This window comes from Streptomyces albidicamelliae (assembly GCF_025642175.1).
GTDB classification, from domain to species: domain Bacteria; phylum Actinomycetota; class Actinomycetes; order Streptomycetales; family Streptomycetaceae; genus Streptomyces; species Streptomyces albidocamelliae.
The window spans coordinates 886,815-910,712 of the sequence record NZ_CP106795.1 but is presented as its reverse complement, the minus strand read 5'-3'; the positions used below and the strand labels follow the sequence as shown (position 1 = coordinate 910,712).

The 23,898-nt window shown below is 73.1% G+C and carries 21 protein-coding genes; 9 read left to right on the top strand and 12 right to left on the bottom strand.

Annotated elements, in window-relative coordinates; translation table 11 throughout:
- Window positions 1–82: 82 nt before the first annotated feature.
- From N8I86_RS04400 to N8I86_RS04390, 3 genes are all read right to left on the bottom strand, one after another.
- Window positions 83–1,114, bottom strand: a complete 1,032-nt coding sequence (locus N8I86_RS04400; RefSeq protein WP_263277147.1) for a polyprenyl synthetase family protein — start codon at window positions 1,112–1,114, stop codon at window positions 83–85.
- Window positions 1,111–2,235 carry a tetratricopeptide repeat protein gene (locus N8I86_RS04395; RefSeq protein ID WP_123438942.1) on the bottom strand — a complete coding sequence of 375 codons (1,125 nt, stop codon included), beginning with the start codon at window positions 2,233–2,235 and terminating at the stop codon, window positions 1,111–1,113. Before N8I86_RS04395 ends, N8I86_RS04400 begins: the two co-directional genes overlap by 4 nt.
- A gap of 154 nt (window positions 2,236–2,389) precedes the next feature.
- On the bottom strand, window positions 2,390–3,067 hold the full coding sequence (locus N8I86_RS04390) for an AIM24 family protein (RefSeq protein WP_263277146.1): 678 nt from the start codon (window positions 3,065–3,067) through the stop codon (window positions 2,390–2,392).
- A gap of 327 nt (window positions 3,068–3,394) precedes the next feature.
- Here N8I86_RS04390 and N8I86_RS04385 point away from each other — a divergent pair, with 327 nt between their 5' ends.
- From N8I86_RS04385 to N8I86_RS04375, 3 genes are read left to right on the top strand one after another with little or no spacing between them, the layout of a single operon-like run.
- Window positions 3,395–5,008 (top strand): PP2C family protein-serine/threonine phosphatase, encoded by a 1,614-nt coding sequence (locus tag N8I86_RS04385; RefSeq protein WP_263277145.1) that lies wholly within the window; start codon window positions 3,395–3,397, stop codon window positions 5,006–5,008.
- Window positions 5,005–6,090, top strand: a complete 1,086-nt coding sequence (locus tag N8I86_RS04380; RefSeq protein ID WP_073894389.1) for a cobalamin B12-binding domain-containing protein — start codon at window positions 5,005–5,007, stop codon at window positions 6,088–6,090. Before N8I86_RS04385 ends, N8I86_RS04380 begins: the two co-directional genes overlap by 4 nt.
- Window positions 6,087–6,479 carry an STAS domain-containing protein gene (locus N8I86_RS04375; RefSeq protein ID WP_123438944.1) on the top strand — a complete coding sequence of 131 codons (393 nt, stop codon included), beginning with the start codon at window positions 6,087–6,089 and terminating at the stop codon, window positions 6,477–6,479. Before N8I86_RS04380 ends, N8I86_RS04375 begins: the two co-directional genes overlap by 4 nt.
- A 251-nt stretch (window positions 6,480–6,730) precedes the next feature.
- On the opposite strand, the gene N8I86_RS04370 is transcribed toward N8I86_RS04375, so the two are convergent.
- A complete protein-coding gene (locus N8I86_RS04370) occupies window positions 6,731–7,930 on the bottom strand; it encodes a serine hydrolase domain-containing protein (protein ID WP_073894386.1) in 1,200 nt (399 codons plus the stop codon).
- Window positions 7,931–8,240: 310 nt separating this feature from the next.
- Between N8I86_RS04370 and N8I86_RS04365 the strand changes: the two genes are divergently transcribed.
- Window positions 8,241–10,031 (top strand): M4 family metallopeptidase, encoded by a 1,791-nt coding sequence (locus N8I86_RS04365; protein WP_073894384.1) that lies wholly within the window; start codon window positions 8,241–8,243, stop codon window positions 10,029–10,031.
- A 324-nt stretch (window positions 10,032–10,355) separates the two neighbouring features.
- Entirely contained in the window at window positions 10,356–11,573 is a 1,218-nt protein-coding gene (locus tag N8I86_RS04360) for an SGNH/GDSL hydrolase family protein (RefSeq protein ID WP_263277144.1), read from the top strand.
- Between the two features lie 54 nt (window positions 11,574–11,627).
- Here N8I86_RS04360 and N8I86_RS04355 read toward each other — a convergent pair whose 3' ends face one another.
- The 4 genes from N8I86_RS04355 to N8I86_RS04340 form a co-directional block, all read right to left on the bottom strand.
- Window positions 11,628–11,978: a UBP-type zinc finger domain-containing protein gene (locus N8I86_RS04355; RefSeq protein ID WP_073894381.1), complete on the bottom strand. Its 351-nt coding sequence runs from the start codon at window positions 11,976–11,978 to the stop codon at window positions 11,628–11,630.
- Window positions 11,975–13,435: an ATP-binding protein gene (locus N8I86_RS04350; RefSeq protein WP_073894380.1), complete on the bottom strand. Its 1,461-nt coding sequence runs from the start codon at window positions 13,433–13,435 to the stop codon at window positions 11,975–11,977. The genes N8I86_RS04355 and N8I86_RS04350 overlap by 4 nt, the downstream gene beginning before the upstream one ends.
- Window positions 13,432–15,108, bottom strand: a complete 1,677-nt coding sequence (locus N8I86_RS04345; protein WP_073894378.1) for an NAD(P)/FAD-dependent oxidoreductase — start codon at window positions 15,106–15,108, stop codon at window positions 13,432–13,434. The genes N8I86_RS04350 and N8I86_RS04345 overlap by 4 nt, the downstream gene beginning before the upstream one ends.
- Window positions 15,109–15,243: 135 nt before the next feature.
- Window positions 15,244–15,597, bottom strand: coding sequence for a VOC family protein (locus N8I86_RS04340; RefSeq protein ID WP_263277143.1), 354 nt, complete (start codon window positions 15,595–15,597; stop codon window positions 15,244–15,246).
- 126 nt (window positions 15,598–15,723) lie between these two features.
- Here N8I86_RS04340 and N8I86_RS04335 point away from each other — a divergent pair, with 126 nt between their 5' ends.
- Window positions 15,724–16,590: a universal stress protein gene (locus N8I86_RS04335; RefSeq protein WP_263277142.1), complete on the top strand. Its 867-nt coding sequence runs from the start codon at window positions 15,724–15,726 to the stop codon at window positions 16,588–16,590.
- A 1-nt stretch (window position 16,591) separates the two neighbouring features.
- On the opposite strand, the gene N8I86_RS04330 is transcribed toward N8I86_RS04335, so the two are convergent.
- The 3 genes from N8I86_RS04330 to N8I86_RS04320 all read right to left on the bottom strand — a co-directional run bounded on the left by N8I86_RS04330 (window position 16,592) and on the right by N8I86_RS04320 (window position 19,326).
- The gene (locus N8I86_RS04330) at window positions 16,592–17,836 is read right to left on the bottom strand and encodes a DUF4032 domain-containing protein (RefSeq protein WP_073894373.1); all 1,245 of its coding nucleotides are present in this window, start codon (window positions 17,834–17,836) and stop codon (window positions 16,592–16,594) included.
- A gap of 31 nt (window positions 17,837–17,867) precedes the next feature.
- Complete coding sequence (locus N8I86_RS04325) at window positions 17,868–18,614, bottom strand: MBL fold metallo-hydrolase (protein WP_073894372.1); 747 nt, start codon at window positions 18,612–18,614, stop codon at window positions 17,868–17,870.
- An 82-nt stretch (window positions 18,615–18,696) separates the two neighbouring features.
- A complete protein-coding gene (locus tag N8I86_RS04320) occupies window positions 18,697–19,326 on the bottom strand; it encodes an alpha-ketoglutarate-dependent dioxygenase AlkB (protein WP_263277141.1) in 630 nt (209 codons plus the stop codon).
- Between the two features lie 132 nt (window positions 19,327–19,458).
- On the opposite strand from N8I86_RS04320, the gene N8I86_RS04315 reads away from it, so the two are divergent.
- Together N8I86_RS04315 and N8I86_RS04310 are read left to right on the top strand one after the other, a co-directional pair.
- Window positions 19,459–20,079, top strand: a complete 621-nt coding sequence (locus tag N8I86_RS04315; RefSeq protein WP_263277140.1) for a TetR/AcrR family transcriptional regulator — start codon at window positions 19,459–19,461, stop codon at window positions 20,077–20,079.
- 142 nt (window positions 20,080–20,221) lie between these two features.
- Entirely contained in the window at window positions 20,222–21,895 is a 1,674-nt protein-coding gene (locus N8I86_RS04310) for an FAD-binding dehydrogenase (RefSeq protein WP_263277139.1), read from the top strand.
- 37 nt (window positions 21,896–21,932) lie between these two features.
- Here N8I86_RS04310 and N8I86_RS04305 read toward each other — a convergent pair whose 3' ends face one another.
- On the bottom strand, window positions 21,933–22,283 hold the full coding sequence (locus N8I86_RS04305; RefSeq protein WP_185091488.1) for a DUF488 domain-containing protein: 351 nt from the start codon (window positions 22,281–22,283) through the stop codon (window positions 21,933–21,935).
- Window positions 22,284–22,455: 172 nt separating this feature from the next.
- On the opposite strand from N8I86_RS04305, the gene N8I86_RS04300 reads away from it, so the two are divergent.
- Window positions 22,456–23,883, top strand: a complete 1,428-nt coding sequence (locus tag N8I86_RS04300; protein ID WP_263277138.1) for a M1 family metallopeptidase — start codon at window positions 22,456–22,458, stop codon at window positions 23,881–23,883.
- Window positions 23,884–23,898 lie beyond the last annotated feature (15 nt).

The window sequence follows — 23,898 nt, the reverse complement described above, 5'->3', positions numbered from 1 at the left end:
CCTTCCGGCGCGGGGGTGGAACCGCGCCGATCGCACCTTCACCCGCCGGGGCGGCCGCGGTCAACGCGGTTCCGGATCAGCGTCACCGCTCGCGGTCGAGCAGCAGGTCCAGCAGTCCGTCCAGCTCGCTCACGGCCCCGGCCGCCACGGGCGCCCGGGCGAGCGCCGAGCGTGCGGCGGCCGTGTGCGCCCGGGCCTCGGCCAGCGCCGCCGTACGGCCGCCCGCCTGCTCGACCAGCGCCGCCGCCTCCGCCTCCCGGCCGGGCACGCCGAGCAGCGCGGGCAGGCCACGGGCGTCCGGGGAGCCGAGCGCGACGAGCACCGGGAAGGTCTTCTTGCCCTCCCGCAGATCGCCGCCCGCCGGCTTCCCGGTGACGGCCGGGTCGCCCCAGATGCCGAGCACGTCGTCGACCAGCTGGAAGGCGACGCCCAGGTGCCGCCCGGCCCGGTCCAGCGCGCCGACCGCGGCCTCCGGCGCCCCGCCGAGCGCGGCGCCCAGGGCGGCCGCGCAGCCCAGCAGCGCGCCCGTCTTGCCCTCCGCCATCGCCCGGTACTCCTGGGGCGTCACCCGCTCGGGGCCGGTGCCGGGCCGGGTGGTGAACAGCAGGTCGTCGGCCTGCCCCCGCACCAGATCGGCGAGCGCGCCGGAGAGCAGCCGTACCGCGCCCGGCCCCCCTGGCGCGGCGGCGAGGGTGTCCACGGCCAGCGCGAACAGGGCGTCACCGGCGAGCACCGCGGGTCCCGTGCCGTACGCCTTCCACACGGCGGGGCGGCGGCGCCGGGTCGCGTCGCCGTCCATGATGTCGTCGTGCAGCAGCGAGAAGGCGTGCACCAGCTCCACCGCGACCGCGGCGGGGACACCGGCGCGCCCGTCGGCGCCCGCCGCCTCGGCGCCCAGGACCGCCAGCGCCTGCCGGACGCCCTTGCCGCCCGGGGCGCTCGCCGGCGCCCCGCCCACCTCGCACCAGCCGAAGGAGTACGCGGCCATCTCGGCGACCCACGGATGCAGCCGGCCGACCGCCTCCGTCAGCGCCGGCCCGACCAGTTCGCGGCAGCGGGCGAGGGTCCGGGGTGCCGCGAGCTGCGGCCGTACCGCCGCGGGGAGGACGCTCACCGTACGACCTCCATGGCCGCCACGGGCTCCGCGACCACGGAAGCCGGGACCGTGAGTTCCGCGGACGCCGGCGAACCCATCGGTTCCGCAGGCTCCTCGGTGAGGCCGAACTCCCGTTGCGCCCGGGTCACCATCTCCCGCGCGTGCTTGAGACCGCTGCGCTCCAGCGTCCGGGCCAGGTCCGCGAGTTCGGCCGCCGTCCCGGCCCGGTCCCGGCCGAGGTGGGCCCGGGACTTCGCGAGGCCCAGCCGGGCCAGCGCCTCTCCGCGCGGCTCGCTCATCGCGCGGAACTCCTCCAGCGCCAGCTCGTACAGGTCGCGCGCCTCGGCGTACCGGCCGGCGCGGTAGAGGACGTTGCCGCGCATCTTGTGGTTGTAGGCGAGCGCGCTGGACAGGTTCATCGCCCGGCAGGTGGCCTCCGCCTCGGACAGCAGCTCCAGCGCCCGGGGCGTGTCGCCGTCGCGCACCGAGACGATGTCCGCGAGGCCGCGCAGCGCCCAGGCGTGCCCGCGCCGGTCGTCGGCCCGCCCGGCTATCTCCGCGGCCTCCTCGAACAGCGCGTACGCCTTGTCGTAACCGCCGGTGTTGCGGTGCATCTGCGCGATGCCCTCCAGCGCCCACACCGTGTGCCGGGCCTCACCGCGCCTGCGGGCCTCGGCCAGCAGTTGCTCGTGCAGCCGGCCGACCGCCTCGTAGTCGCCCTGGATGCGGCCGGTCTCCGCCAGGCCGGCCAGCGAGTACCCGCGGACCACCACGTCGCCGCCGCGCTCGCCGAGTTCGGCCGCGAGCCCCAGCAGCCGCCAGGCGAGCGGGAACGCGCCGCGCTGCCGGGCCAGGGTGCCGCCGCTCCACAGCGCCCAGGCCATGGCCGCCGTGTCGGCCGCCTCCCGGGCGGCGCGGTAGCTGGCCTTCCAGGCCCGGTCGGCGTCCCCGACGTGGCCGAGGCGCCGGTGGGCCTCGGCCACGGCGAGGCCGCAGCGGGCCGCCTCGGCGGGGCGGCCCGACCGTTCGGCCTCGCGCAGCCGCTCGGTCGCCTCGGCCAGTACGTCGACCAGGGAGGAGTTCACGGACAGGGTGGTGAGGGCGCCCTGGTACTCCGGGGCGGATGCCTTGCCGTACATGCGTACCCTTCTATACACGGAGTGTATACACGACGTGTATAGCATCTCGGAAATACGCCCCGGCCCGCTGGGACCGGGGCTTCGGTCTGTTGTCGATCAAGACGCGGGTACGGCGACGCGGGTTGCCCGCCCCGCCCGGATCACTTGTGAAGGTTCAGTGCTGCTGCGCCTTCTGGGGTGTCAGCTCGCTCGGCCGCACCACGACGTACCCCTCGCCCTGGAGCATCAGCTGCACGGCCTCGCCGGAGCCGCCCCGCAGCATCGAACCGATGGACTGCGAGCGGTGCAGCGAGGTCTGCAGATGCGCGGTCCAGCCGACCACCGCGTCCGTGTCGACGTACACCGGGGCCTGCGCGGAGACCGGTATGACCAGCGGATTGCCCTCGCACACCAGGCCGAGCCGGCCCTGTCCGCTGAACACGCTGTTGAACAGCCCGCCGCCCGCGATGCCCGAGCCCTTGACGGTCTTTATCTCGTAGGAGAGCGAGGCGTCGAAGCACAGCACGTTGCGGCCGTTGACGGTGAACAGGTCGCCGGGCTCGACCTCGACGACGAAGCAGTTCTGCGCCTCGTGCGCGAACCAGGCCTCACCCTGGCCGCGCACCGCCATGAGGGGCAGTCCCTCACCGGTGACGGCGCGCTTCAGCATGCCGCCGACGCCCTGCCCCTTGCGTTCGAACCTGAGGTCGCCGCGGTAGGCGACCATCGCGCCCTGGCGGGCGTGCATCTCGCCGTTCACCGCGTACTTGAGGCACTTGGCGTTCTCGACGGACATGCCCGGCGCCACGGCCGGCTGCACGACGTGCTGACTGGAAAAGAGATCACCCTTCATGCCGGGCATGGTGTCCCGGACGATGTGGTTCCGCCAAGATCGCCGAACCGGTCCGTCCGTGTCCGAACCGGGCGCCGGTGCGAACAGTCTGGCGACGCCTCACCGAGTCGTGTGACAAATCTCCCGCACGCGCACCGAAACCGGTGGGAATGCCCAAGGGGTCGCCCGGGCGGCTTGCGCCCATGGGGACCTGTGCGGGACTGTTGCCAAAAGACATCTGTTTTCCATGGCAGGAAGGTGGTGAGGTGCGCACGACGCGTGCCTCCGGTTGTGTCATTCTCCCCCGGTTCCTCCGCCCGCCCACCCGACGCCGACCTCAGGGTCGGCGTGACGTGGGCCGAGGCCCCCTATCCGGTGCTGGTCGTCGACCGGCACGGCGGTCTGGTCCGGATCAATGAGGCCGCCCGACAGATACTCCCCGACGCGGCGAGCGGCGACTGGCTGCACGAACGGGTGCCCTCCTGGCTCTGGGGAGCGCACCAGCGCATCGACGCCGGCACGCGCGGCGCCTCCGAGGGCCCGCCCACGGGGCGTATCAACGGGCGTCTGTTCGAGGCCCATCCCACGCAGGCCGGCGACGGCGACGTGGTCTGGTGGCTGGTCGACGAGACCGACCGGCGGCTGGCCGAGACGGCGCTGAGCGACGCCCAGGTGCGGACCGAGGTGCTCTCCGAGGCCTCCGGCGCGCTGCTGTCCACCCTGAACGTGCCGCGCTGCATGGAGGTGGCCGCTTCCATGGCCGCAGAGCACCTCGCCGAAGCCGCCGTCCTGATCGCACCGCCCCACGGACGCCGCTACCCGCTGACCTACGCACGCCAGGGCGGTCCCGTCACCCAGACCACGCGCAAGGTCGACGTCGCCGGCGTACCGGGCCTCGCCGAGGCGCTCCAGGGCTTCCCGCCCGTACCGGCCCGCTGGATCGACCCCGCCCTCCTTCCCGACTGGGTGATCCCGGACGGCCTCTCCGGCCCCGTGGGCTCCGTGATCGTCACCCCGCTCCCCGGCCACGGCGTGCCCGCCGGCGCCCTGGTCCTGCTGCGGTCCAGCACCGAGCAGGCCTTCACCGAGGGCGAGGAGGTCTTCGCCCGCCTGTTCGCGGCCCGCGCCGGCGCCGCCCTCTCCGCCGCCCGCCTCTACACGGAACAGGCCACCATCACCGCCACGCTGATGCGGGAACTGCTGCCGCCCGCGCTCCACAGCGTGCACGGAGTGGAGTACGCCGGCGGCTACCGCGCCGCCAAGGACCACGAGCGGGTCGGCGGGGACTTCTACGACGTCCACCCGGGCGCCGACCCCACCCAGGAGACCCTCGTCGTGCTCGGGGACGTCGCGGGCAAGGGCCTGGACGCGGCGGTGCTGACCGGCAAGATCCGCAACACGCTGCAGGCCCTGCTGCCCCTGGCGGAGGACCACCAGCGGATTCTCGGCCTGCTCAACGGCGCCCTGCTGACCTCCCATCACACCCGGTTCGCCACCATGGTGCTGGCCTCCGTGCGCCGCCGCGGCGGCCGTGCGCAGGTGCGGCTGACCAGCGCCGGGCACCTGCCGCCGCTGATCGTCCGCAACGACGGCACCGTCGAGGAGGTCCCGACGCACGGCACCCTGGTGGGTGCGCTGCCGGCCGTCAAGGCGCACACCGTGGAGACGGTGCTCGCGCCGGGCGAGACGTGCCTGCTCTACACCGACGGCATCACCGAGGCGCGCGGCGGGCCGCTGGGCGACGAACTCTTCGGTGAGAGGCGCCTGCAGCGGGCGCTCACCGAGTGCGCGGGCATGCCCGCCGAGGCGGTCGTGGAACGGGTGCAGATGCTGGCGGCCCAGTGGCTGGGCGCGGGCCGGCACGACGACATGGCCGCCGTGGCCATCAGCGCGCCCCGCAACGGCTCGCTGAAGGTCGTCAACGGGCACGCGGGCGGCACGAGGAGCAGGAGGAGCATGTGAGTCATCGCACCGCGACGACCCCCCTCGTCGACCGGCTGTGGGACGCCGTGACCGACGGCGACGAGTACTGGGCCGCCGACATCGTGCACGGGGCCATGGACGAGGGCGCGGACGAGGAGACGCTGCTCCTGGAGGTCATCGCGCCGGTCCAGGAGAAGGTGGGCGTCGAATGGGCCGCCGACCGGCTCAGCGTCGCCCAGGAGCACGCCGCGACCGCCATCAACGAGCGGGTCGTCGCCTCCCTCGCCCACCGGCGCGCCGAGAAGAGCGAGGTCCCGCCGCGCGGCCGGGTGACGGTCGCCTGCGTCGACGGGGAGTGGCACGCCTTCCCCGCCCGGCTCGTCGCCGAGGTCCTGCGGCTGCGCGGCTGGCGGGTCGACTTCCTCGGCGCCCAGACGCCGACGTCGCACCTGGTGGCGCATCTGCACCAGACCAACCCCGACGCCGTCCTGCTCTCCGGCTCGATCCCGACGCACCTGCCCGTCGCGCACGGCGCCATCAGCGCCTGCCAGGCCGTCGGTGTGCCGGTGCTGGCGGGCGGCCGTGCCTTCGGCCCCGACGGGCGCTACGCCCGGACCCTGCGCGCCGACCGCTGGGCGCCCGACGCCCGCGCCGCGGTCGCCGTACTCGACGAGGGCATGGCGCGGCCGGACGCCTCGGTGAGCCGGCAGGCGGTGGACGACCTGCCGCACCTGGCCGACCAGGAGTACACGATGGTCGTCCAGACCCGGGCCCAGCTGGTCAAGCAGACGCTGTCCGACCTGGAGGACCGTTTTCCCGCCATGCGCGGCTACAGCGAGACCCAGCGGGAGCGCACCGCGGAGGACCTCGCCCACGTCGTGGGCTTCCTCGCGACGGCCCTCTACGTCGACGACCCCGACCTGTTCACGGCGTTCCTCACCTGGACCGCGGACATCCTCGAGGTCCGTCACGTGCCCGCCCACTCCCTGGTGACCGGCCTGGACGCCCTGGCCGGCCAACTGCGCGACTTCCCCCGCGCCTCTCATCTGATCCACGAGGGCTCCGCCGCCCTGAGCGGCCGCCCCGCCCGTCCTGTCCCCGGCCCCGGCACCCACGCATGATCAACCTGCCACCATCCGAGTTCACCCTCGTCGTCCTCAGTGAACCCGCCACGCTCACGGTGCGCGTGGCCGGCGAACTCGACTACGACACCAGCGACGACTTCGTGCAGACCGTCGTCGAGCACCTGGCGAGCGGCCAGCCGCCGCCTCGCGATGTCCGCCTGGACTTCGGCGGCCTGACGTGGATCGACTCCTCGGGCCTGTCCGCCCTGCTGATGGTCCACCGCCGGACCAGCGCCACCGGTGCCACCCTGCACCTGGACAACCGGCCCGAGGTGCTGGAGCGCATCCTCCGCCTGACCAACGTCCTGGACCACCTCACCGCCGTGGTGGGCGGTGTCCGCGAATCCGAGGACGACGACGGCCTGACCGGCGCGGGCGCCACCTGACCGCGGCCGTGCCGACGTCCCGTCCCTGACGGCCCTCCCCGGGGTCGGCGCGGCTCCACCGGGCGCGTTCGCCCTCCGGCCGGACGTGCCGGGCATGACGCCGGTGCGCGGGCCGTGGCGTGTGCCACCGCCCGCGCGGCGCAGGGTGCGCCCGCCCAGAGCCTGTCGTGCGGATCATGCCCGCGTCGCGGGGGCTCGGGTCGGCCGGCAAGGCACCGTGAGCCAGGCCGGCCTGATCCCAACGACAGGCCCTAGCCCTCGTCCGCGACGGCGCCGCCGTGCTTCCCGGCGGCCGCCGTCCCCGGGGCGCCGCAGAACGCCGCGTTCAGCGTGCCCGCCAGCGTGTCGAGGACCTTCCCGTTGTTGGAGGTGTCGGCCACGGCCGTGATGCTGCGGCTGCCGTCCTTCGTGGCGAAGGCGTAGGTGTAGTACCCCTGGACCGCGCCCGTGTGGCCGTACACCGAGACCCCGCACGACAGGTCGCGGCGGCGCAGTCCGAGTCCGTACGCCGTCGTGCTGTTGACCGGGGTGAAGCGCTCCATCTCGGCGAGCCGCGCGGCCGACATCAGCCTGCCGCCCAGCAGCGCGGAGTAGAAGGTGTTCAGGTCCCGCGCGCTGGAGATGATGGCGCCCGCGCTCTGCGCCCACGACACCGTCTGGGCGGTGGCGTCGACCAGCTTGCCGCCCGCCGTGTCGGGAGTGAGGTACCCCCGGGCGTACCGGCCGGGGATCGTGGTGTCGGGATGGACGTAGAACGTGTCCCGCAGACCCAGCGGCTCGAAGACGCGCTTCTCGTACTCCGTCCGCACGGAGTGGCCCGTCAGCTTCTCGATGAGCAGGCCGGCCACGACGAAGTTGGTGTTGGAGTACGCGTAGGCGGCGCCGGGGGCGTTGGTGCGGGGCTTCTTCAGGGAGAGCGCCACGAGCTGGCGGTAGGTGTAGACCTTCTTGCGCACCGCCTCGAAACCGGACACGCTCTCGGCGAACATGTCGTTGGTGTAGTCGTACAGGCCGCTGCGGTGGCCCAGCACCTGGCGCACCGTGATCCGGTCGTCGGGCAGGAGTCCGGGAAGGTAGCGGTTGACGGGGGCGTCGAGCGTCAGTTTCCTCTCGTCGACGAGCTGGAGCAGGACCACCGCCGAGAAGGTCTTGGTGACGCTGCCCACCCGGAACCGGTCGTCGGCGGCGATGGCCCGCCCGGTGACGCGGTCGGCAACTCCCTGTGTGGACCGGTATGTCCGGCCCCGGTCGTCGATCCTGGCCAGCGCACCGGGCGCGCCCTGGTTCACGGCCGTGCGCAGCACCGCCGCCAGGCCCGCCGTGTCGGGCGCCGGCAGCGCCGCCGCCACGGGCGTACCCGCCTCCGCGGTCGCCGCGCGCGCCGGGACCGCGAGCAGCGACAGTACGACCGCCCCGAGGACCGCGCCCCTGCCCACCGTTGCTGAGACCATCCGGCATCCACTCCCATCCGTACGGTTCCTGATGCGATATCGGTCACATTCAGGCCTCGGAACCTAGGGGATGTGGGCAACGTCTCCGCTGTCGACACACAGTTGAGGGACTCGTGATCACCCTGTGGTGCCCATTCGTAAAGGATTCCTCTAGAAATCCGCGAAATGGATCATTCCGGCTTTACGGGGACATGACTGATCCGAAAGGGTGACCCCGGGGCCCTACCAGCCCCCGTGGCGTGTCAACTGCGTCATGCAGCAAGGCGGTTGGTGACTCCTGCCGTCTTCGCACGAAGGAACTTTGATCAGATTGCGTAGACCGCACATACGCTCCCTGGCGATCGCCGTCACCGTCGCGACGGCCGCCACGGGACTGGCCGGCACGGCCTTCGCGGGCCCCTCCACGACGGGGGTGGAGCGGACCGCAGCGTCCTCCGCCACGAACGCCACCGCGGTGGTGGAGGCGGCGCGCAGCGCGGCCTTCGCCCACGCCTCGGCGACCGGTGTCTCCAAGGGCGACGCGCTGCACGCGCAGGACGTCATGGTCGACCCCGAGGGTGCCCGGCACGTCCGCTTCGTCCGGACGCACGGGAACCTGCCGGTGCTCGGCGGTGACCTCATCGTCCACCTCGACCACAAGCTGGCCTACACGGGCGTGACCCGCGCGGCCGACCACGCGGTCAAGCCGGCGGCCACGTCGCAGGCGAAGCTGACCGCGGCGCAGGCCGCGGCCAAGGCCGCCAAGGCCGCCAAGGGTGACGCGAGCAGCGCTCAGCTCGTCGTCGACGCCCGTGGTGGCGCCTCCGCCCTCGCCTACCAGGTGACGGTGGCCACGCAGGGCAGCTCGCACACCGTCGTCGTCGACGCCGTCAGCGGCAAGGTGCGCAGCAACACCCCCGACAGCGACGAGTTCCTGTCGCCGAAGCTGCTCGACACCCTGCGCAAGCGCGGCGAGACGGCCGACCCGGCCACCGGTGTCGGCTCCTCCGCCCCGTCGGGCCTGCTCGGCTCGGGCTCGTCCGCCGCGGCGGCGTACCCGTCGGCCGCCAAGGGCACCGGCAAGACCCTCTTCGTCGGCAACGTCGGCCTCACGACCACGCAGACCTCGCGCGGTCACTACCAGCTCAAGGACCCGAGCCGGTACGGCACCGAGACGCGTGACGCCAAGGGCACGATGACGGAGAAGTTCAGCTCCGGCTCGAAGTTCACCAACACGTCCAACGTGTGGGGCAACAACAAGACCACCAGCCGGGTCAGCGCCGCTGCCGACGCCCAGTACGGCATCACCAAGACGCTGGACTTCTACAAGTCCACGTTCAAGCGCAAGGGCATCGCCAACAACAGCAAGCCCGCCCGGGCGATGGTCCACTGGGGCAAGAAGGTCGCCAACGCCTTCTGGGACCCGACCTGCAACTGCATGCTGTACGGCGACGGCGACGGCGAGATGTTCAAGAAGCCGCTCGTCGTCCTCGACGTCACCGGTCACGAGCTGACCCACGGCGTGGTGGAGGCGACCGCCAACCTGCAGCCGACCTTCGTCGACGAGTACGGCAACCAGTACGGTGAGCCGGGCTCGCTGAACGAGTCGCTGGCGGACATCTTCGGCTCCAACGTCGAGTTCTACGCCAAGAACGCGAAGGACACGCCGGACTACCTGGTCGGCGAGAAGCTGGGCCTCGCCCAGAAGTTCCTGCGCCGTCTCGACCACCCGTCGCTGGACAAGCTCGAGGGCACCATCGACTACTGGTCCTCGGACGTGTACTACACCGAGGTGCACGCCGGTTCGGGTGTCTCCTCGCACGCCTACTACCTCCTCGCCGAGGGCAGCGGCAAGAAGAAGATCGGCACGGTCACCTACAACTCGCCGACCTACCACAACATCGCGGTCAAGGGCATCGGCCGGACCAAGGCCACCGCCATCTACTACCGCGCGCTCACCCGCTACATGGTCTCCACGACCGACTTCCACCAGGCTCGCGTCGCGACCCTGAAGGCGGCCAAGGACCTGTACGGCGCCAACAGCACCGAGTACAAGACGGTGGACAAGTCGTGGTCCGCGGTGAACGTCACCGCCGCGAACACGCCGCGCGCCCACCGCTGACGCCCGGCAGCACAGTTCGGCACAGCACCGCACAGCACGACCGGATGCCCCGCCCCGCGCGGGGCATCCGCATGTCCGGCCCCGCCCTGAAGAACGCCGACCACGCCCGTCAGCTCATGGGCTCATCGGCACCGACCCGCGCCCGCCGACCGGCGTCGGGGCCCGCGGCGGCTTCCTCGTCGACCCGAACCGGCGGAACGGGAGACCCGCCGAGGTGCGGATCCGTGGTGGCGGCGGCACCATGACCTCCGTGGGATACGCAGGGACGTCCCGGACGGCCCGGATGCGGCCGGTCGGGTCCGTCACGGTCCGGGACCTCGCCCGGTGAGCGGCCGTCTCGCCCGCGGAGGCCGCGTCGTCGCGGCGCTGCTGGCCGCCGTCGCCTGCCAGACCGCGCCCGCCCGGGCGGCCGGCCCGCTGCCCGACCCGGCCGCGCGCCACCGGCGTCGTCACCTGGGCGGCGAGCGCCGACCTCATGGGGAGGGCACCGCCGGCCAGGGCTACCGGATGATCGTCCACACCAGCGTCGGCGGCAGCGACCTGCGCGTCCGCTTCACGAACGCCTTCGGCGACCGCCCGCTGACCCTGGCCGGCGTCCACGCCGGACTGCGGGAGGCGGGAGCCGAGCTGCGGCCGGGCGGCAACCGGCCGGTGACCTTCGGCGGAGCCCCCACGGTCACCGTGCCCGCCGGCGAGGTGGCCTGGAGCGATCCGCTGCCCGGCAGCTGGCCCGCCGGGGCGGACCTCGTCGTCAGCCTCCGCACCCCGGACGCGGCGGGACCCGCCTCGGGCCACTGGATGGCCATGCAGACGTCGTACACCGGCCAGGGCGACCACACCGCCGAGGAGAGCGGAGCCCACTGGACGCGCACCACCGGTTCCTGGTGGTACCTGGACGCCGTCTCGGTACGGCCGGCCGACCGGGCCACCGGGGCCGTCGTCGTGCTCGGTGACTCCATCACCGACGGCCGGCTGTCCACCACCGACCTCAACCGCCGCTGGCCCGACTATCTGGCCCGCCGCCTCGGCACCCTCGGCACGACCGTCAAAGGGGTGGCCAACGAGGGCATATCCGGGAACAGGATCCTCGCCGACGGCGCCGGGCAGAGCGCCCTGCACCGGCTGGACCGGGACGTCCTCTCCCAGCCCGGCGTGCGCACCCTGTTCCTGTTCGAGAGCGTCAACGACATCAAGGCGCACACCGGCGTCACCGCGGCCGACCTGGCCGCCGGCTACCGGGAGATCGCACGGCGGGCCCACGCGGCCGGCGTGTGCGTGGTCGCCGCGACCATCGGCCCGTTCAAGGGCTGGCCCGAGTGGGATCCGGCCGCCGAGGCCGTGCGAAAGGACGTCAACCGCTTCCTGCGCGGCAGCCGCGACTTCGACGCCGTCACCGACTTCGACCGGATCCTGCGCAGCCCGAACGACCCCACGCGGATCCTGCCGTTCTTCGACGGCGGCGACCACCTGCACCCCGACGACAAGGGCATGCGGGCCCTGGCCGAAGCCGTCGGCACCGGCAGCCTGGAGTGCGGACGCTGAACCGGCCGGCCCGGTCACCCGACCCGGCCGGCGCGGACGCGTGCGCAGGCCGCCTCAGCGCAGCGTCTGCGCCCAGTTGGCGGGCACCCGACCCACCGGGCCGGGGGCCGGCTGCTCGGCGGGATGGCTGCCCGGGGGCGCCAGATCGGGCCCGGAGCTGTACAGCTCGTCCGTGGCGAAGTTCCAGAACCAGCTCTCGCCCGGCTCGTAGCTCTGGATGACCGGGTGCCCCGTCTCCCGGAAGTGGGCCGTGGCGTGCTTGGCGGGAGAGTCGTCGCAGCAGCCGACGTGCCCGCACTGCGCGCAGCGGCGCAGGTGGAACCACCAGCCGCCCGCCGCGTCGCACTCCACGCAGCCGGTGCCGCTCGGCGGGACGCTCGGGTCGATTCCCTCGACGGTGCTCATGCGTTGTCCTCCGCTTCCTCGGCGGGCGCCTCGGCGGTCAGGGGGAGCAGCACCTGGAAGCGGGTGTCGCCGGGCACCGACTCGACCCGCAGGGTGCCGTGGTGCTTGTTGACGACGATCCGCCAGGAGATGTCCAGGCCGAGCCCCGTGCCCTCGCCGACGGGCTTGGTGGTGAAGAACGGGTCGAAGATCCGGTCCTTGATCTCCGGCGGGACTCCGGGCCCGGTGTCCCGGAACTCCACCAGCACCCGCTCGTGGTCGAGGGCGGTCCGCACGGTCAGCGTGCCCTCGCCGCCCGCGCCGTTGATGGCCGAGACGGCGTTGTCGATGAGGTTGGTCCACACCTGGTTCAGCTCCGCCGGGTAGGCGGGAACCGGCGGGAGCGTGCGGTCGTACTCCTTGACGACCTTGATTCCCGGGCCCCTCTTGCCCGACAGCATCAGCAGCGTGCTGTCGAGGAGTTCGTGCACGTCCACCACCCGGTACGGCGCCCGGTCCAGCTGCGAGTACTGCTTGGCCGCGTCGACGAGGTGCGAGATCCGGGTGGTGGAGTCCTCGATCTCGTTCATCAACAGCTCGGTCTCGACGGTGTAGTTGAGCCAGCCGACCGCGTTGGGCAGGATGTCCGTGTGCACGGCCGCCGCGACCTGCTCCAGCCAGTCGACGTCGAGCCCGGCCTGCACGAAGGTCGGGGAGACCTGCCAGCCGTAGTCGATGCCGTGGTCCTCCAGCCAGTCGGTGAGCATGTCCTCGCGGTCGGACGCCTCCAGCGGACTGAGCGCCGGTGCCTTCGCGACCCGCTCGGCGGTGCGCTCCTGGATCTCTATCAGGCCGGCCATCACCTCGCGGGTGAACGGCGCCTCGGCGATCAGGGCGAGCTTGTGCCGCATCTTCGCGACGCGTTCCCGCAGCGTGGCGGTGGCCCGCACCGCCGCGGCCGCCGGGTTGTTCAGCTCGTGGGTGAGCCCTGCCGACAGCGAGCCGAGGGCGAGCAGCCGCTCCCGCTGCCCGATCGCGGCCTGGGTGTTCTTCGAACCGAAGAACAGGCCCTCCAGCAGGTGCACGGCCATCGGGAACCACTCGCTCATGACGTCCGCGAAGATGTCCGCGGGCAGCACGAAGAACCGGGTCGGTTCGGTGACCCGCATCGAGTTGTTGTACACCTGCCGCACCCGGTCGCCGAGGTACGCCTGCATCGCGCCCGCGTACACCCCGCGCTGCGAGGTGCGGCTGACCTCCACGTCGTCGCCGCCGACCCGGCGGGAGAGCACGACCGTGCCCTCGATCATCACGAAGAAGCAGGTGGCGGGGTCGCCCTCGGTGTACACCGGGCCGGCCTCGAACAGCTCCACCCGTCCCTCGCTGCACAGCCGCCCCAGCTGCTCGGGGCTCAGCTTCTCGAAGAGGAACAGGGAGCTGATCTCCCGCGGGCTGCACGGCATGAGCTGCCCGCTCACGACTGCTCCAGATACCGGTGGACGAGCATCACTGCCATGGCTCCCTCTCCGACGGCGGACGCGACGCGCTTCGCGGACTCGGCGCGCGCGTCGCCCGCCACGAACACGCCGGGAATGCTGGTCTCCAGGTGGTACGGCGGCCGGTCCAGCTCCCAGCCCGCCGGCGGCCGCCCGTCGGCGGTCAGGTCGGGCCCGGCCAGGATGAACCCGCGCCCGTCACGCAGCACCGTGTCGCCCAGCCAGTCGGTGAGCGGGGCCGCGCCGATGAACACGAACACCCACTGGGCGTCGACCTGTTCGAGCTCGCCGGTCACCGTGTGACGCAGCGTCAGGCTCTCCAGGCGGTCCCCGCCGTGGGCCGCGTCCACGACCGTGTGGGAGCGCACCGAGATGTTCGGCGCCTCACCGATCTGCTGGATCAGGTAGTACGACATGGACGCCGACAGGTCCGCGCCGCGTACCAGCAGCGTCACCGACTTCGCGCCCCGGGACAGGTACATCGCGGCCTGGCCCGCCGAGTTGGCGCCGCCGACGATGTAGACGTCCTGCCCCTGGCAGGAGCTGGCCTCCGTCAGTGCCGAACCGTAGAACACCCCGCACCCGGTCAGGTCGGTGCAGCCCTCGGCCTCCAGCTGCCGGTACTGCACGCCCGTCGCCAGGATGATGCTGTGCGCCGCGATCGCCGAGCCGTCCGCGAACCGCACGACCCGCGCGGCGCCGTTGACCTCCAGCGCGGTCACCTCGCGCGCGGTCAGGATCTCGGCGCCGAACTTGGCGGCCTGCCGCCGCGCGCGGTCGGTGAGCTGGGCGCCGGAGACGCCGTCGGGGAAGCCCAGGTAGTTCTCGATCCGAGAGCTCTGCCCCGCCTGCCCGCCGGTGGCCGACCGCTCCACCAGCACGGTCCGCAGTCCCTCCGAGGCCCCGTACACGGCGGCACCCAGCCCGGCCGGACCGCCGCCGATCACGATGAGGTCGTAGAAGTCGGCCGTCGGCGTCGTCGCCAGTCCCACCCGCGCAGCCAGCTCGGGCGCCTCCGGCTCCACCAGGACCGTGCAGTCCGGGGTGATCACCAGCGGCAGGCGCTGCCCGTCCTGCCCGGCGGCCGCCAGCAGCCGCTGCCCCTCCGGCTCCTCCACCGAGTACCAGCGGTACGGCACCTGGTTGCGGGCCAGGAACTCCCGCACGTCCGAGGAGCGCGCCGACCAGCGGTGCCCGACGACCTTGGTGCTGGGCACCGGCTTGTAGGCGCTGGTCCGCCAGGCGTCCAGCAGGTCGTCCAGGACCGGGTAGAGCTTCTCCTCCGGCGGGTCCCAGGGCTTGAGCAGGTAGTGGTCCAGGTCGACCACGTTGATCGCGTCGATGGCCGCGTTGGTGTCGGCGTACGCGGTCAGCAGCACCCGCCGCGCGCCCGGGTACACGTCGAGCGCCTGCTCCAGGAACTCGATGCCGTTCATCTGCGGCATGCGGTAGTCGGCCAGGATCACGGCCACCAGGTCGCCGCGCAGTTTCAGCTCCCGCAGCGCGTCCAGCGCGGACTCGCCGGACTCCGCGCGCACGACGCGGTACGACTCGCCGTAGCGCCGCCGCAGGTCGCGGGCGACGGCGCGGGAGACCCCCGGGTCGTCGTCCACGGTCAGGATGACGGTCCGCGCTGCCTCGGCGGCCTGTGCCATACGTCTCCCACCCCGAGAGTCGGATCACACGGCCCGGTGTCGTGGGGACCACCGCACCGGCTCGAAGCCCATCGTATGTTCGATCGCCCGGGTTCGCCCCGGGTATCCGGCAGCGGCCCCGACCGGCCACGGGGGTCAGCCGCGGCGCTCCCCGAGCACGCAGAACTCGTTGCCCTCGGGGTCCGCGAGCACCACCCAGGGCTGCTCGCCCTGCCCGACGTCCGCGTGCCGGGCGCCGAGCGCCAGGAGCCGGGCCACCTCGGCGGACCGGTCCGTCGGGCGGAAGTCCAGGTGCAGCCGGTTCTTGACGGTCTTCCCCTCGGGCACGGGGACGAACAGCAGCCCGGGCAGCCGGTCCGGGGCGGCCCGGATCTCGAACTCGTCCGCCGCGTCGGCCACCACGACCCAGCCGAGCGCCTCGGCCCACCAGCGTCCGAGCGCCACCGGGTCCGCCGCGTCCACGATGACCTGCTCCCATTCCAGCGCCATGACGGCAGGGTAGCGGCGGACCGGCCACGGACACCCCGGCCGCACGGCATGATCGTGCCCGTGCGCGTCCCCGCCCGAGCGGAGGGCATGAGCACCACGAGGACACCACGACGAGGAGGCCCACGCATGACACGCCCGATCACGGCAGGGGTGGACGGTACGGCGGAGAGCCTGGCCGCACTGGACTGGGCGGCCCGGGAGGCCGTACGCCGGGACCTGCCCCTGCGGGTGGTGCACGCGTGGCGCTACGCCGAGGCGCTCGCCACCGCCGACCGCGACACCCAGCACGGATGGGCCTCGGAAGGGGTCTCGGCCGCCGTGCGCGGTGTCCGGGAGCGGCATCCGGAGCTGCGGGTGAGCGTCGACGTGGTCGAGGGCGGCGCCGCGGACGCGCTGGCGGCCGCGGCGGCGGAGGCCGAGATGCTGGTGCTCGGCTCGCGCGGGCACGGCCCCGTCGTCGGGTTCCTGCTGGGCTCCGTCGGTCAGCAGGTGATCGCCGAGGCGGCCCGGCCCGTCGTCCTGGTGCGCGCCGGAGACCGGCCGACGGCGGAGGCGGCCGGCCGGGACGTCGTGGTCGGCCAGCACGGCGGCGCCGAGGACAGCGCGGGGGCGCTGCGGTTCGCGTTCGAGACGGCGGCGGCGCGCGGCGCCACCGTCCGCGCCGTCCGGGCGTGGACCCTGCCGCCCGTCTTCGCCTACAGCCCGGGCTCGATGAAGCTGCTGGACGACGCGGGCGGTCTGGAACCGTACGAGAGGCAGGCGCTGGCCGACGCGCTCCGGCCGTGGCGGGAGCGGTTCCCGGGCGTGCCCGTGGCCGAGCACGTCGAGATGGGCAGCGCCGGTGAGGTGCTGCTGTCGGTGGCCGGCCGGGCCCAGCTGGTGGTCGTCGGCCGCCGGGCGCACCGCACTGCCGTCGGCGCCCGTATCGGCTCGGTCGCGCACGGGGTGCTGCACCACGCGGACTGCCCGGTGGCCGTGGTCCCGCACGAGTGAGCTACTCCGGGGTGGTCGGCTCCAGCGGTTCCAGCGTGCCCCGGGCCCGTGGCAGCACCTTCTCGACGTAGTCCTTGACGGCCATGTCGAGCCCCATGTCCCGTTGCGCACGCTCGGACAGGTACCAGCGGTGTTCGAGCAGCTCGTGGTAGATCTCGGCGGGGTCCATGGAACCGCGCAGTTCCGGCGGCACCGCCCGTACGGTGGGCCGGAACACGTCCCGCACCCAGCGGTGGGCGAGCACCTCGGGGCGGGCGGCGAGGGGATCGCCCGGGGCGTGGTCGTCCTGGGTGGCCATCCAGCCCTCCAGGTCGTTCAGCAGCCGCCGTGCCTGGTTCTCCTCGGCGTCCAGGCCGGTCAGCCGCAGCAGCTGCCGCTGGTGGTGGCCGGCGTCGACGACCTTCGGCACGAAGGTGACGGTGTCGCCGCCGGCGGAGTGCTCGATCTGCATCTCGGCCACGTCGAAGCCGAGTTCGCCCAGGCGGCGGATCCGGCGCTCGATGTAGTGGTACTCGCCCGCCGGATAGACCGACGTGCGGGTCAGTTCCCGCCACAGCCCCTGGTAGCGGGTGGAGATCTCGTGGCCGAACGCGATCGGGTCGACGGACGGGTGCAGCGCGCCCGAGGCCTCCAGGTCGAGCAGTTCGCCGCTGATGTTCACGCGGGCCAGGTCGAGGTCGTACTCCCGCTGCCCCGGGCTCAGCCGGGGGTGCAGGTCGCCGGTCTCGGCGTCGACCAGGTAGGCGGCGTAGGCGCCCGCGTCCCGCCGGAACAGGGTGTTGGACAGCGAGCAGTCGCCCCAGGCGAATCCGGACAGGTGGAGCCGGACCAGCAGGACGGCCAGGGCGTCCATCAGCCGGTGCATGGTGGCGGGCCGCATGGTCGTCTCGAACATGGACCGGTACGGCATCGAGCCGCGCAGGTGCCGGGTGACCAGCACCGGCTCCAGCGGGGCGCCCGAGCCGTCGGCGCGCCCGGTGACCACGGCGAGGGGGTCGACGGCCGGGATGCCGAGCCGGTCGAGGTCGCGCAGCAGCTGGTACTCGCGCAGCGCGGGCCGTTCGGCGAGTTCCTTGACGGCGATCACCTCGTCGCCGGCCCGCGCGTAGCGGACGACGTGCCGGGAGATGCCGCGGGGGAGCGGCACGAGGTGTTCCTCGGGCCACTCCTCCAGGGGTACGTCCCAGGGCAGGGCGAGCAGGAGCGCGGGGTGCTCCGGGTTCGTGGCGCTGATCTGCAAGGCCATGGCACGCACCCTACGGCCCCGCGCGGGTGTTCTAGGAGGCCCGTTCCCTGGCCTGTTCCGCCGCGGCGCGCACCGGGCCGCGGTGGACGGGCCCGTGCCCGGGCAGCAGGGTGTCGGCGTCGAGCGCGCCGATGACGTCGAGGGAGGCGAGCGCCCGCGCCCGCTCGTGGTGGAAGAAGTCGTGGAGCAGCTGCGGGCCCTTGATCCGCGAGGTCGCGTGCCCGCTGACCAGGGCGTCCCCGGAGATCACGAGGCCGGCCCCGGGCAGGTGGTAGACGCAGTGGCCGTCCGTGTGGCCGGGGGTGTGCACGGGCACCGGGCGGCCGGGCAGGTCCAGCGGGCCCTCGGCCGGGAACGGCTCGGGGGCGGTGACGGGGTTGTGGTCGGTGCCGCCGACCTTGAGGACGTGCACGGCCCAGGGCAGGACACCCGGCCGCCAGGCGTTGCGGACCACGTCGCCGATGGTCGCCTGCTGCAGGAAGTCCCGGCGGGCGTGCGGTACTTCGGCCGGGTGCAGATACACCGGCGTGCCGTGGCCGGCCCGCAGGTACTCGGCCGAGCCCAGGTGGTCGTTGTGCGCGTGGGTGATCAGCACGGCGGCGACCGCCTCCGGTGAACTGCCCACCTCGGCGAGGGAGCCGAGGAGCCCCTCGCGGTCGCCCGGATAGCCGGTGTCGACCAGCGTGACCGCGTCACCGTCCTTCAGGATGACCCAGTTGACGTGGTGGCCGTGCACCAGATAGGTGCCGTCGGCCACTTGTTGTACCTCTGCCCGCATGATCTCTCCGAGCCCGTGTCCGGCTGATCGTCGGGGGACAGCCAACCAGATCCGGCGGCGCCGTGCGCGGGGGGCCGGGCGGTCAGCCCACGCCGTCCGGCCGGAACTGGACGCTGATGCGCGGACCCGCGGCCCGCGCGGTCTTCGGCACGCAGTGCTCCCAGGTGCGCTGGCAGGAGCCGCCCATCACGATCAGGTCGCCGTGGCCGAGCGGCCGCCGCACGGTCCGGCCGCCGCCGCCCGCCGGGCGCAGCAGCAGGTCCCGGGGTTCGCCCACGGACAGGATCGCGACCATGGTGTCCTCGCGAGCGCCCCGCCCGATGCGGTCGCCGTGCCAGGCCACGCTGTCCCGGCCGTCGCGGTAGAAGCACAGCCCGGCGGTGGTGAACGGCTCGCCCAGCTCCTCGGCGTAGTGCCGGGACAGCGCGGTACGGGCCTCGTCCAGCACGGGGTGGGGCAGCGGTTCGCCCGCCCTGTAGTGGGCCAGCAGGCGGGGTACGGCCACGACGTTGTCGTACATCTTCCGCTGCTCGGCCCGCCACGGGACCTCGGCGGCGAGCTGTTCGAACAGGGCGTCGGCGCCGCTCAGCCAGCCGGGCAGGACGTCGATCCAGGCACCGGCGCCCAGCTCGGTCCGGCTCAGTCCGTCGAGCCGGCCGAGCCGCAGCTCGTCGGTCTGGTCGAACAAAGAGGCCTGGAGATGCGTGGACATGGCCCCAGCGTACTCCTTAATCGAAAGTACGTTCCCATGTGATCAATGAGGCCGGGGCGGGAGAGCCGCCCGGCCCCTTTCGATACATCGATGTATCCGATACGTTCGTGCATCGAACGGAGGGCGAGGCGGATGGAAGAGACGGCGAAACGGGTCACCCGGCGGCGGGTCCGCACCCGGGCCAGACTGCTGGACGCCGCCTTCGAGGTGTTCGCGGTCAAGGGCTTCGGGCGGGTCTCCATCGAGGAGATCTGCGAGGCCGCCGGGTACAGCAGGGGCGCCTTCTACTCGAACTTCGCCACCCTCGACGAGCTGTTCTTCGCGCTCTACCGGGAGCGCGCCGACCTCATCGCCTCCCAGGTGGCCGAGGCCCTCGCCCAGGACGGCCCCGACCTCGACGTGCCCGCCTCCGTGGACCGGGTCACCGAGGTGCTGCTGCTCGACGTGGACTGGCTGCTGGTGAAGACCGACTTCCTGGTGCACGCCGCCCGCGATGCGGAGGTCGCCCGGGCCCTCCTCGACCACCGCACCCGGCTCCGGGAGGCGATCGCCGACCGGCTCCGCCGGGCCCGGGGCCACACCGCCCTGCCCGCCGTGCTCGGCGGTGTCGACGGAGCCGCACACGCCGTGGTCGCCGCGTACGACGGGGTCACCACCCAGCTGCTGCTCGACAAGGACGTCGAGACCGCACGCGGCTGGCTCAAGCGGCTGCTCACCGCGCTGCTCACGGACGGCGGCGGCACCCCCGGCTGACCGGCACCGCCCGCCCGGGCCCGCGCCCCCGCGGACCCCGCGCGCGGACTCCTCTCCCCAAGCCCCCACTCCGAACCCCCACTCCGAACCCCCTCGCTCCGAGCCCCTCTCTCCGAGCACCGTCAGGAAGGACACAGACGCCATGGACGCGGACGTCATCGTCGTCGGAGCGGGCCTCGCCGGCCTCGTCGCGGCGCACGAACTCACCAGCCGGGGCCGCCGGGTGGCCCTGGTCGACCAGGAGAACGCCGCCAACCTCGGCGGCCAGGCGTTCTGGTCCTTCGGCGGGCTCTTCCTCGTCGACTCCCCGGAGCAGCGCCGCCTCGGCATCAAGGACTCCTTCGACCTGGCCTGGAACGACTGGCGTGGCAGCGCGGGATTCGACCGGCTGGAGGACGAGGACTCCTGGGCCGTGCGCTGGGCGCGCGCCTACGTCCAGTTCGCGGCCGGCGAGAAGCGGACCTGGCTCCAGGGCCACGGCATCGAGCTGCTACCCACCGTCGGCTGGGCCGAGCGCGGCGACCTGCGCGCGGACGGGCACGGCAACTCCGTACCCCGCTTCCACGTCGCCTGGGGCACCGGCACCGGGGTCGTCGAACCCTTCGTCGCCCACGCCCGGCAGGCCGCCCGGGACGGGCTGCTGACCTTCTACCACCGCCACCGGGTGGACCAGCTCGTCATCGAGGACGGTGCCGCCCGCGGAGTGCGCGGCACGCTCCTCGCCGACGACGACGCACCCCGCGGCGTCGCCTCCAACCGCGACCGGATCGGCGACTTCGCCCTCACCGCCCAGGCCGTGATCGTCACGACCGGCGGCATCGGCGCCGACCACGACATCGTCCGCCGCTACTGGCCCGAACGGCTCGGCACGCCCCCCGCCGAGATGGTCACGGGCGTCCCCGCCTACGTCGACGGCCGCATGCTCGACATCAGCGCCGAGGCCGGCGTACGGCTGGTCAACCGGGACCGGATGTGGCACTACACCGAGGGCCTGCAGAACTGGAACCCCGTCTGGCCCGGCCACGGCATCCGCATCCTGCCCGGCCCGTCCTCCGTCTGGCTGGACGCGCTCGGCCGCCGGCTGCCCGACCCCTGCCTGCCGGGCTACGACACCCTGAACACCCTCAAGTACCTGCGCACCACCGAGGACATCGCCGCGTACGACCACTCGTGGTTCGTCCTCACCCGGAAGATCATCGAGAAGGAGTTCGCGCTCTCCGGCTCCGAGCAGAACCCGGACATCACCGCCAAGGACCGCAAGGCCGTGCTGCGCGACCGGCTCCTCGGCAAGGGCGCCCCCGGCCCGGTGCAGGCCTTCCTCGACAAGGGCGCGGACTTCGTCACCGCGGACACCCTGGAGGAGCTGGTGCGGAGGATGAACGGCCTGACCGGCGAGCCGCTGCTGGACGCGGCCGAGGTCCGCCGCCAGATCGAGGCCCGCGACCTCCAGATGGCCAACCCCTACAGCAAGGACTCGCAGGTCCAGGGCATCCGCAACGCCCGCCGCTACATCGGCGACCGGCTCGGCCGGGTGGCCGCGCCCCACCGCATCCTGGACCCGGCGGCCGGCCCGCTGATCGGCGTGCGGATGCACGTGCTCACCCGCAAGACCCTCGGCGGCATCCAGACCGACCTCGACTCCCGGGCCCTCGGCACCGACGGCACCGCCATCGACGGCCTGTACGCGGCGGGTGAGGTGGCCGGCTTCGGCGGCGGCGGCGTCCACGGCTACAACGCCCTGGAGGGCACCTTCCTCGGCGGCTGTCTCTTCTCGGGACGCGCGGCGGGCCGGCACGCGGCCCGCCTGACGGGCTGACCCTGACGAGCTGACCCTGACGGGCTGCCGGGGGGCCTCAGCCCCCCAGCAGCTCCGCCAGCACGTGCGCGTGGCTCCCGTCCGGGTTCTTCGACGCCGTCAGCAGGGTCACGTGCCCCTCGCGCGCCGACTTCCTGAGGCCGTCGAGCAGTTCGGCGGCCTCGGGGGCGTCGAGCTCCGCCTCGTAGCGGCGGCGGAACTCGTCGTACGAGCCCTCGCCCGCGTGGTACCACTGGCGCAGCCCGGTCGAGGGGGTGAGTCCCTTCGGCCACTCGTCCACGTGGGCCGCCTCCTTGGCGAGGCCGCGCGGCCACAGCCGGTCGACCAGGACCCGCAGTCCGTCGTCCGGCTCGGGCGGTTCGTAGATCCGGCGCACGCTCACGCTCACGGTCGGGCCCTTCCTCGGCTCGCGGACGGTCCCGCGAGCCTACTGCGCACAGCCCGGCCCACCGGGCGGCGACGCGGCGTGACTTGACCTGAACAAGGGGGAAACCAGGCCCCCGGCACGCCTAGTCTGGCGGCCGGTCGATCATCAGCCACCCCCCTATTCAGGAGCGCCCGTGACGCCACCGAGCAGACAGCCCGCCCGACGCCGGACCGCCGTGCTCCGCCGTGAGGCGGTCCTCGCCACCGTTCCCGTCGCGATAGCGGCACTCCTCTCCGCGGCCGGGCCCGCCGCGGCGAGCACCACCGGAACGTCCGGCGCCGGCGACCCGTACTTCCCGCTCGCCGGCAACGGCGGCTACCACGTCGGCCACTACGACCTGACGCTCCGTTACGACACCCGGGGCCGCCGGCTCGACGGCAAGGCCGTGCTCACCGCCCGCGCCACCCAGCGGCTCACCCGCTTCGACCTCGACCTCAAGGGTCTGAAGGTCACCTCGGTCACCGTCGGGCGCACCGCGGCATCCTTCCGCCGCTCCGGTCAGGAACTCGTCGTCACCCCGCGCCACGCACTGCCCGCGGGCCGGTCCTTCCGCGTCACCGTCGCCTACCACGGCACCCCGAAGCCGGTCACCGACCCGGACGACTCGGCGGACGGCTGGATCCCCACCGACGACGGCGCGTTCGTCGCGGGCGAGCCGCAGGGCGCGATGACCTGGTTCCCGGCGAACAACCACCCCAAGGACAAGTCGTCGTACGACTTCACGATCACCGTGCCGAAGGGACGCACCGCCGTCGCCAACGGCCGTCTGCTCGGACAGAGCACCGCGCACGGACGCACCACCTTCCGCTGGCGCGAGACCCGCCCCATGGCGGCCTACCTGGCGACCGCCACCGTCGGCACGTTCAAGGTCGAGAAGTACACCACCCCCGACGGCGTCCAGGTCTACAACGCCGTCGACCCGCGCGAGGCCCGGGCGGCCGCACCGGTGCTGAAGAAGCTGCCGTCCGTCCTCGCCTGGGAGAGCAAGCTGTTCGGGCCGTATCCCTTCCGGTCCGCCGGATCGATCGTCGACCACGCCCCGGACGTCGGCTACGCCCTGGAGACCCAGACCCGGCCCCTCTACGACTCCGCGCCCGACCTGAGCACCCTCGTGCACGAGAGCGCCCACCAGTGGTTCGGGGACTCGGTGTCCCTGACCGCCTGGAAGGACATCTGGCTCAACGAGGGCTTCGCCACCTACGCCGAGTGGCTCTACGCCGAGCAACACGGCGGCCCCAGTGCCCAGAAGACGTTCGACGCCCTCTACGCCCGCCCCGCGGGCGACGACCTGTGGGCCTACCCGCCCGGGAACCCGGGCAACGGCGGGAACCTCTTCGGCAGCCCCGTCTACGCCCGTGGCGCGATGACCCTGCACGAACTGCGGCGCGCAGTAGGCGACCGGACGTTCTTCCGGATCCTGCGCGCCTGGACGGCCGCGCACGACGGCGGACACGGCACGACCGCACAGTTCGTGAGGCTTGCCGAGGACAAGTCGGGGAAGCCGTTGGACGGTCTGTTCCACACCTGGCTCTATACGAAGGGCAAGCCGACCGGCGCCTGAAACCTGACCGGTTCC

Excerpts from the sequence above, each read along its gene's own strand:
- N8I86_RS04315 (WP_263277140.1), top strand. The coding sequence starts at position 19,459 with ATGGAAGAGACGGCGAAACGGGTCACCCGGCGGCGGGTCCGCACCCGG.
- N8I86_RS04320 (WP_263277141.1), bottom strand. The coding sequence starts at position 19,326 with ATGTCCACGCATCTCCAGGCCTCTTTGTTCGACCAGACCGACGAGCTG.
- N8I86_RS04310 (WP_263277139.1), top strand. The coding sequence starts at position 20,222 with ATGGACGCGGACGTCATCGTCGTCGGAGCGGGCCTCGCCGGCCTCGTC.
- N8I86_RS04355 (WP_073894381.1), bottom strand. The coding sequence starts at position 11,978 with ATGAGCACCGTCGAGGGAATCGACCCGAGCGTCCCGCCGAGCGGCACC.
- N8I86_RS04335 (WP_263277142.1), top strand. The coding sequence starts at position 15,724 with ATGACACGCCCGATCACGGCAGGGGTGGACGGTACGGCGGAGAGCCTG.
- N8I86_RS04340 (WP_263277143.1), bottom strand. The coding sequence starts at position 15,597 with ATGGCGCTGGAATGGGAGCAGGTCATCGTGGACGCGGCGGACCCGGTG.
- N8I86_RS04390 (WP_263277146.1), bottom strand. The coding sequence starts at position 3,067 with ATGAAGGGTGATCTCTTTTCCAGTCAGCACGTCGTGCAGCCGGCCGTG.
- N8I86_RS04325 (WP_073894372.1), bottom strand. The coding sequence starts at position 18,614 with ATGCGGGCAGAGGTACAACAAGTGGCCGACGGCACCTATCTGGTGCAC.
- N8I86_RS04345 (WP_073894378.1), bottom strand. The coding sequence starts at position 15,108 with ATGGCACAGGCCGCCGAGGCAGCGCGGACCGTCATCCTGACCGTGGAC.
- N8I86_RS04370 (WP_073894386.1), bottom strand. The coding sequence starts at position 7,930 with ATGGTCTCAGCAACGGTGGGCAGGGGCGCGGTCCTCGGGGCGGTCGTA.
- N8I86_RS04375 (WP_123438944.1), top strand. The coding sequence starts at position 6,087 with ATGATCAACCTGCCACCATCCGAGTTCACCCTCGTCGTCCTCAGTGAA.
- N8I86_RS04330 (WP_073894373.1), bottom strand. The coding sequence starts at position 17,836 with ATGGCCTTGCAGATCAGCGCCACGAACCCGGAGCACCCCGCGCTCCTG.
- N8I86_RS04395 (WP_123438942.1), bottom strand. The coding sequence starts at position 2,235 with ATGTACGGCAAGGCATCCGCCCCGGAGTACCAGGGCGCCCTCACCACC.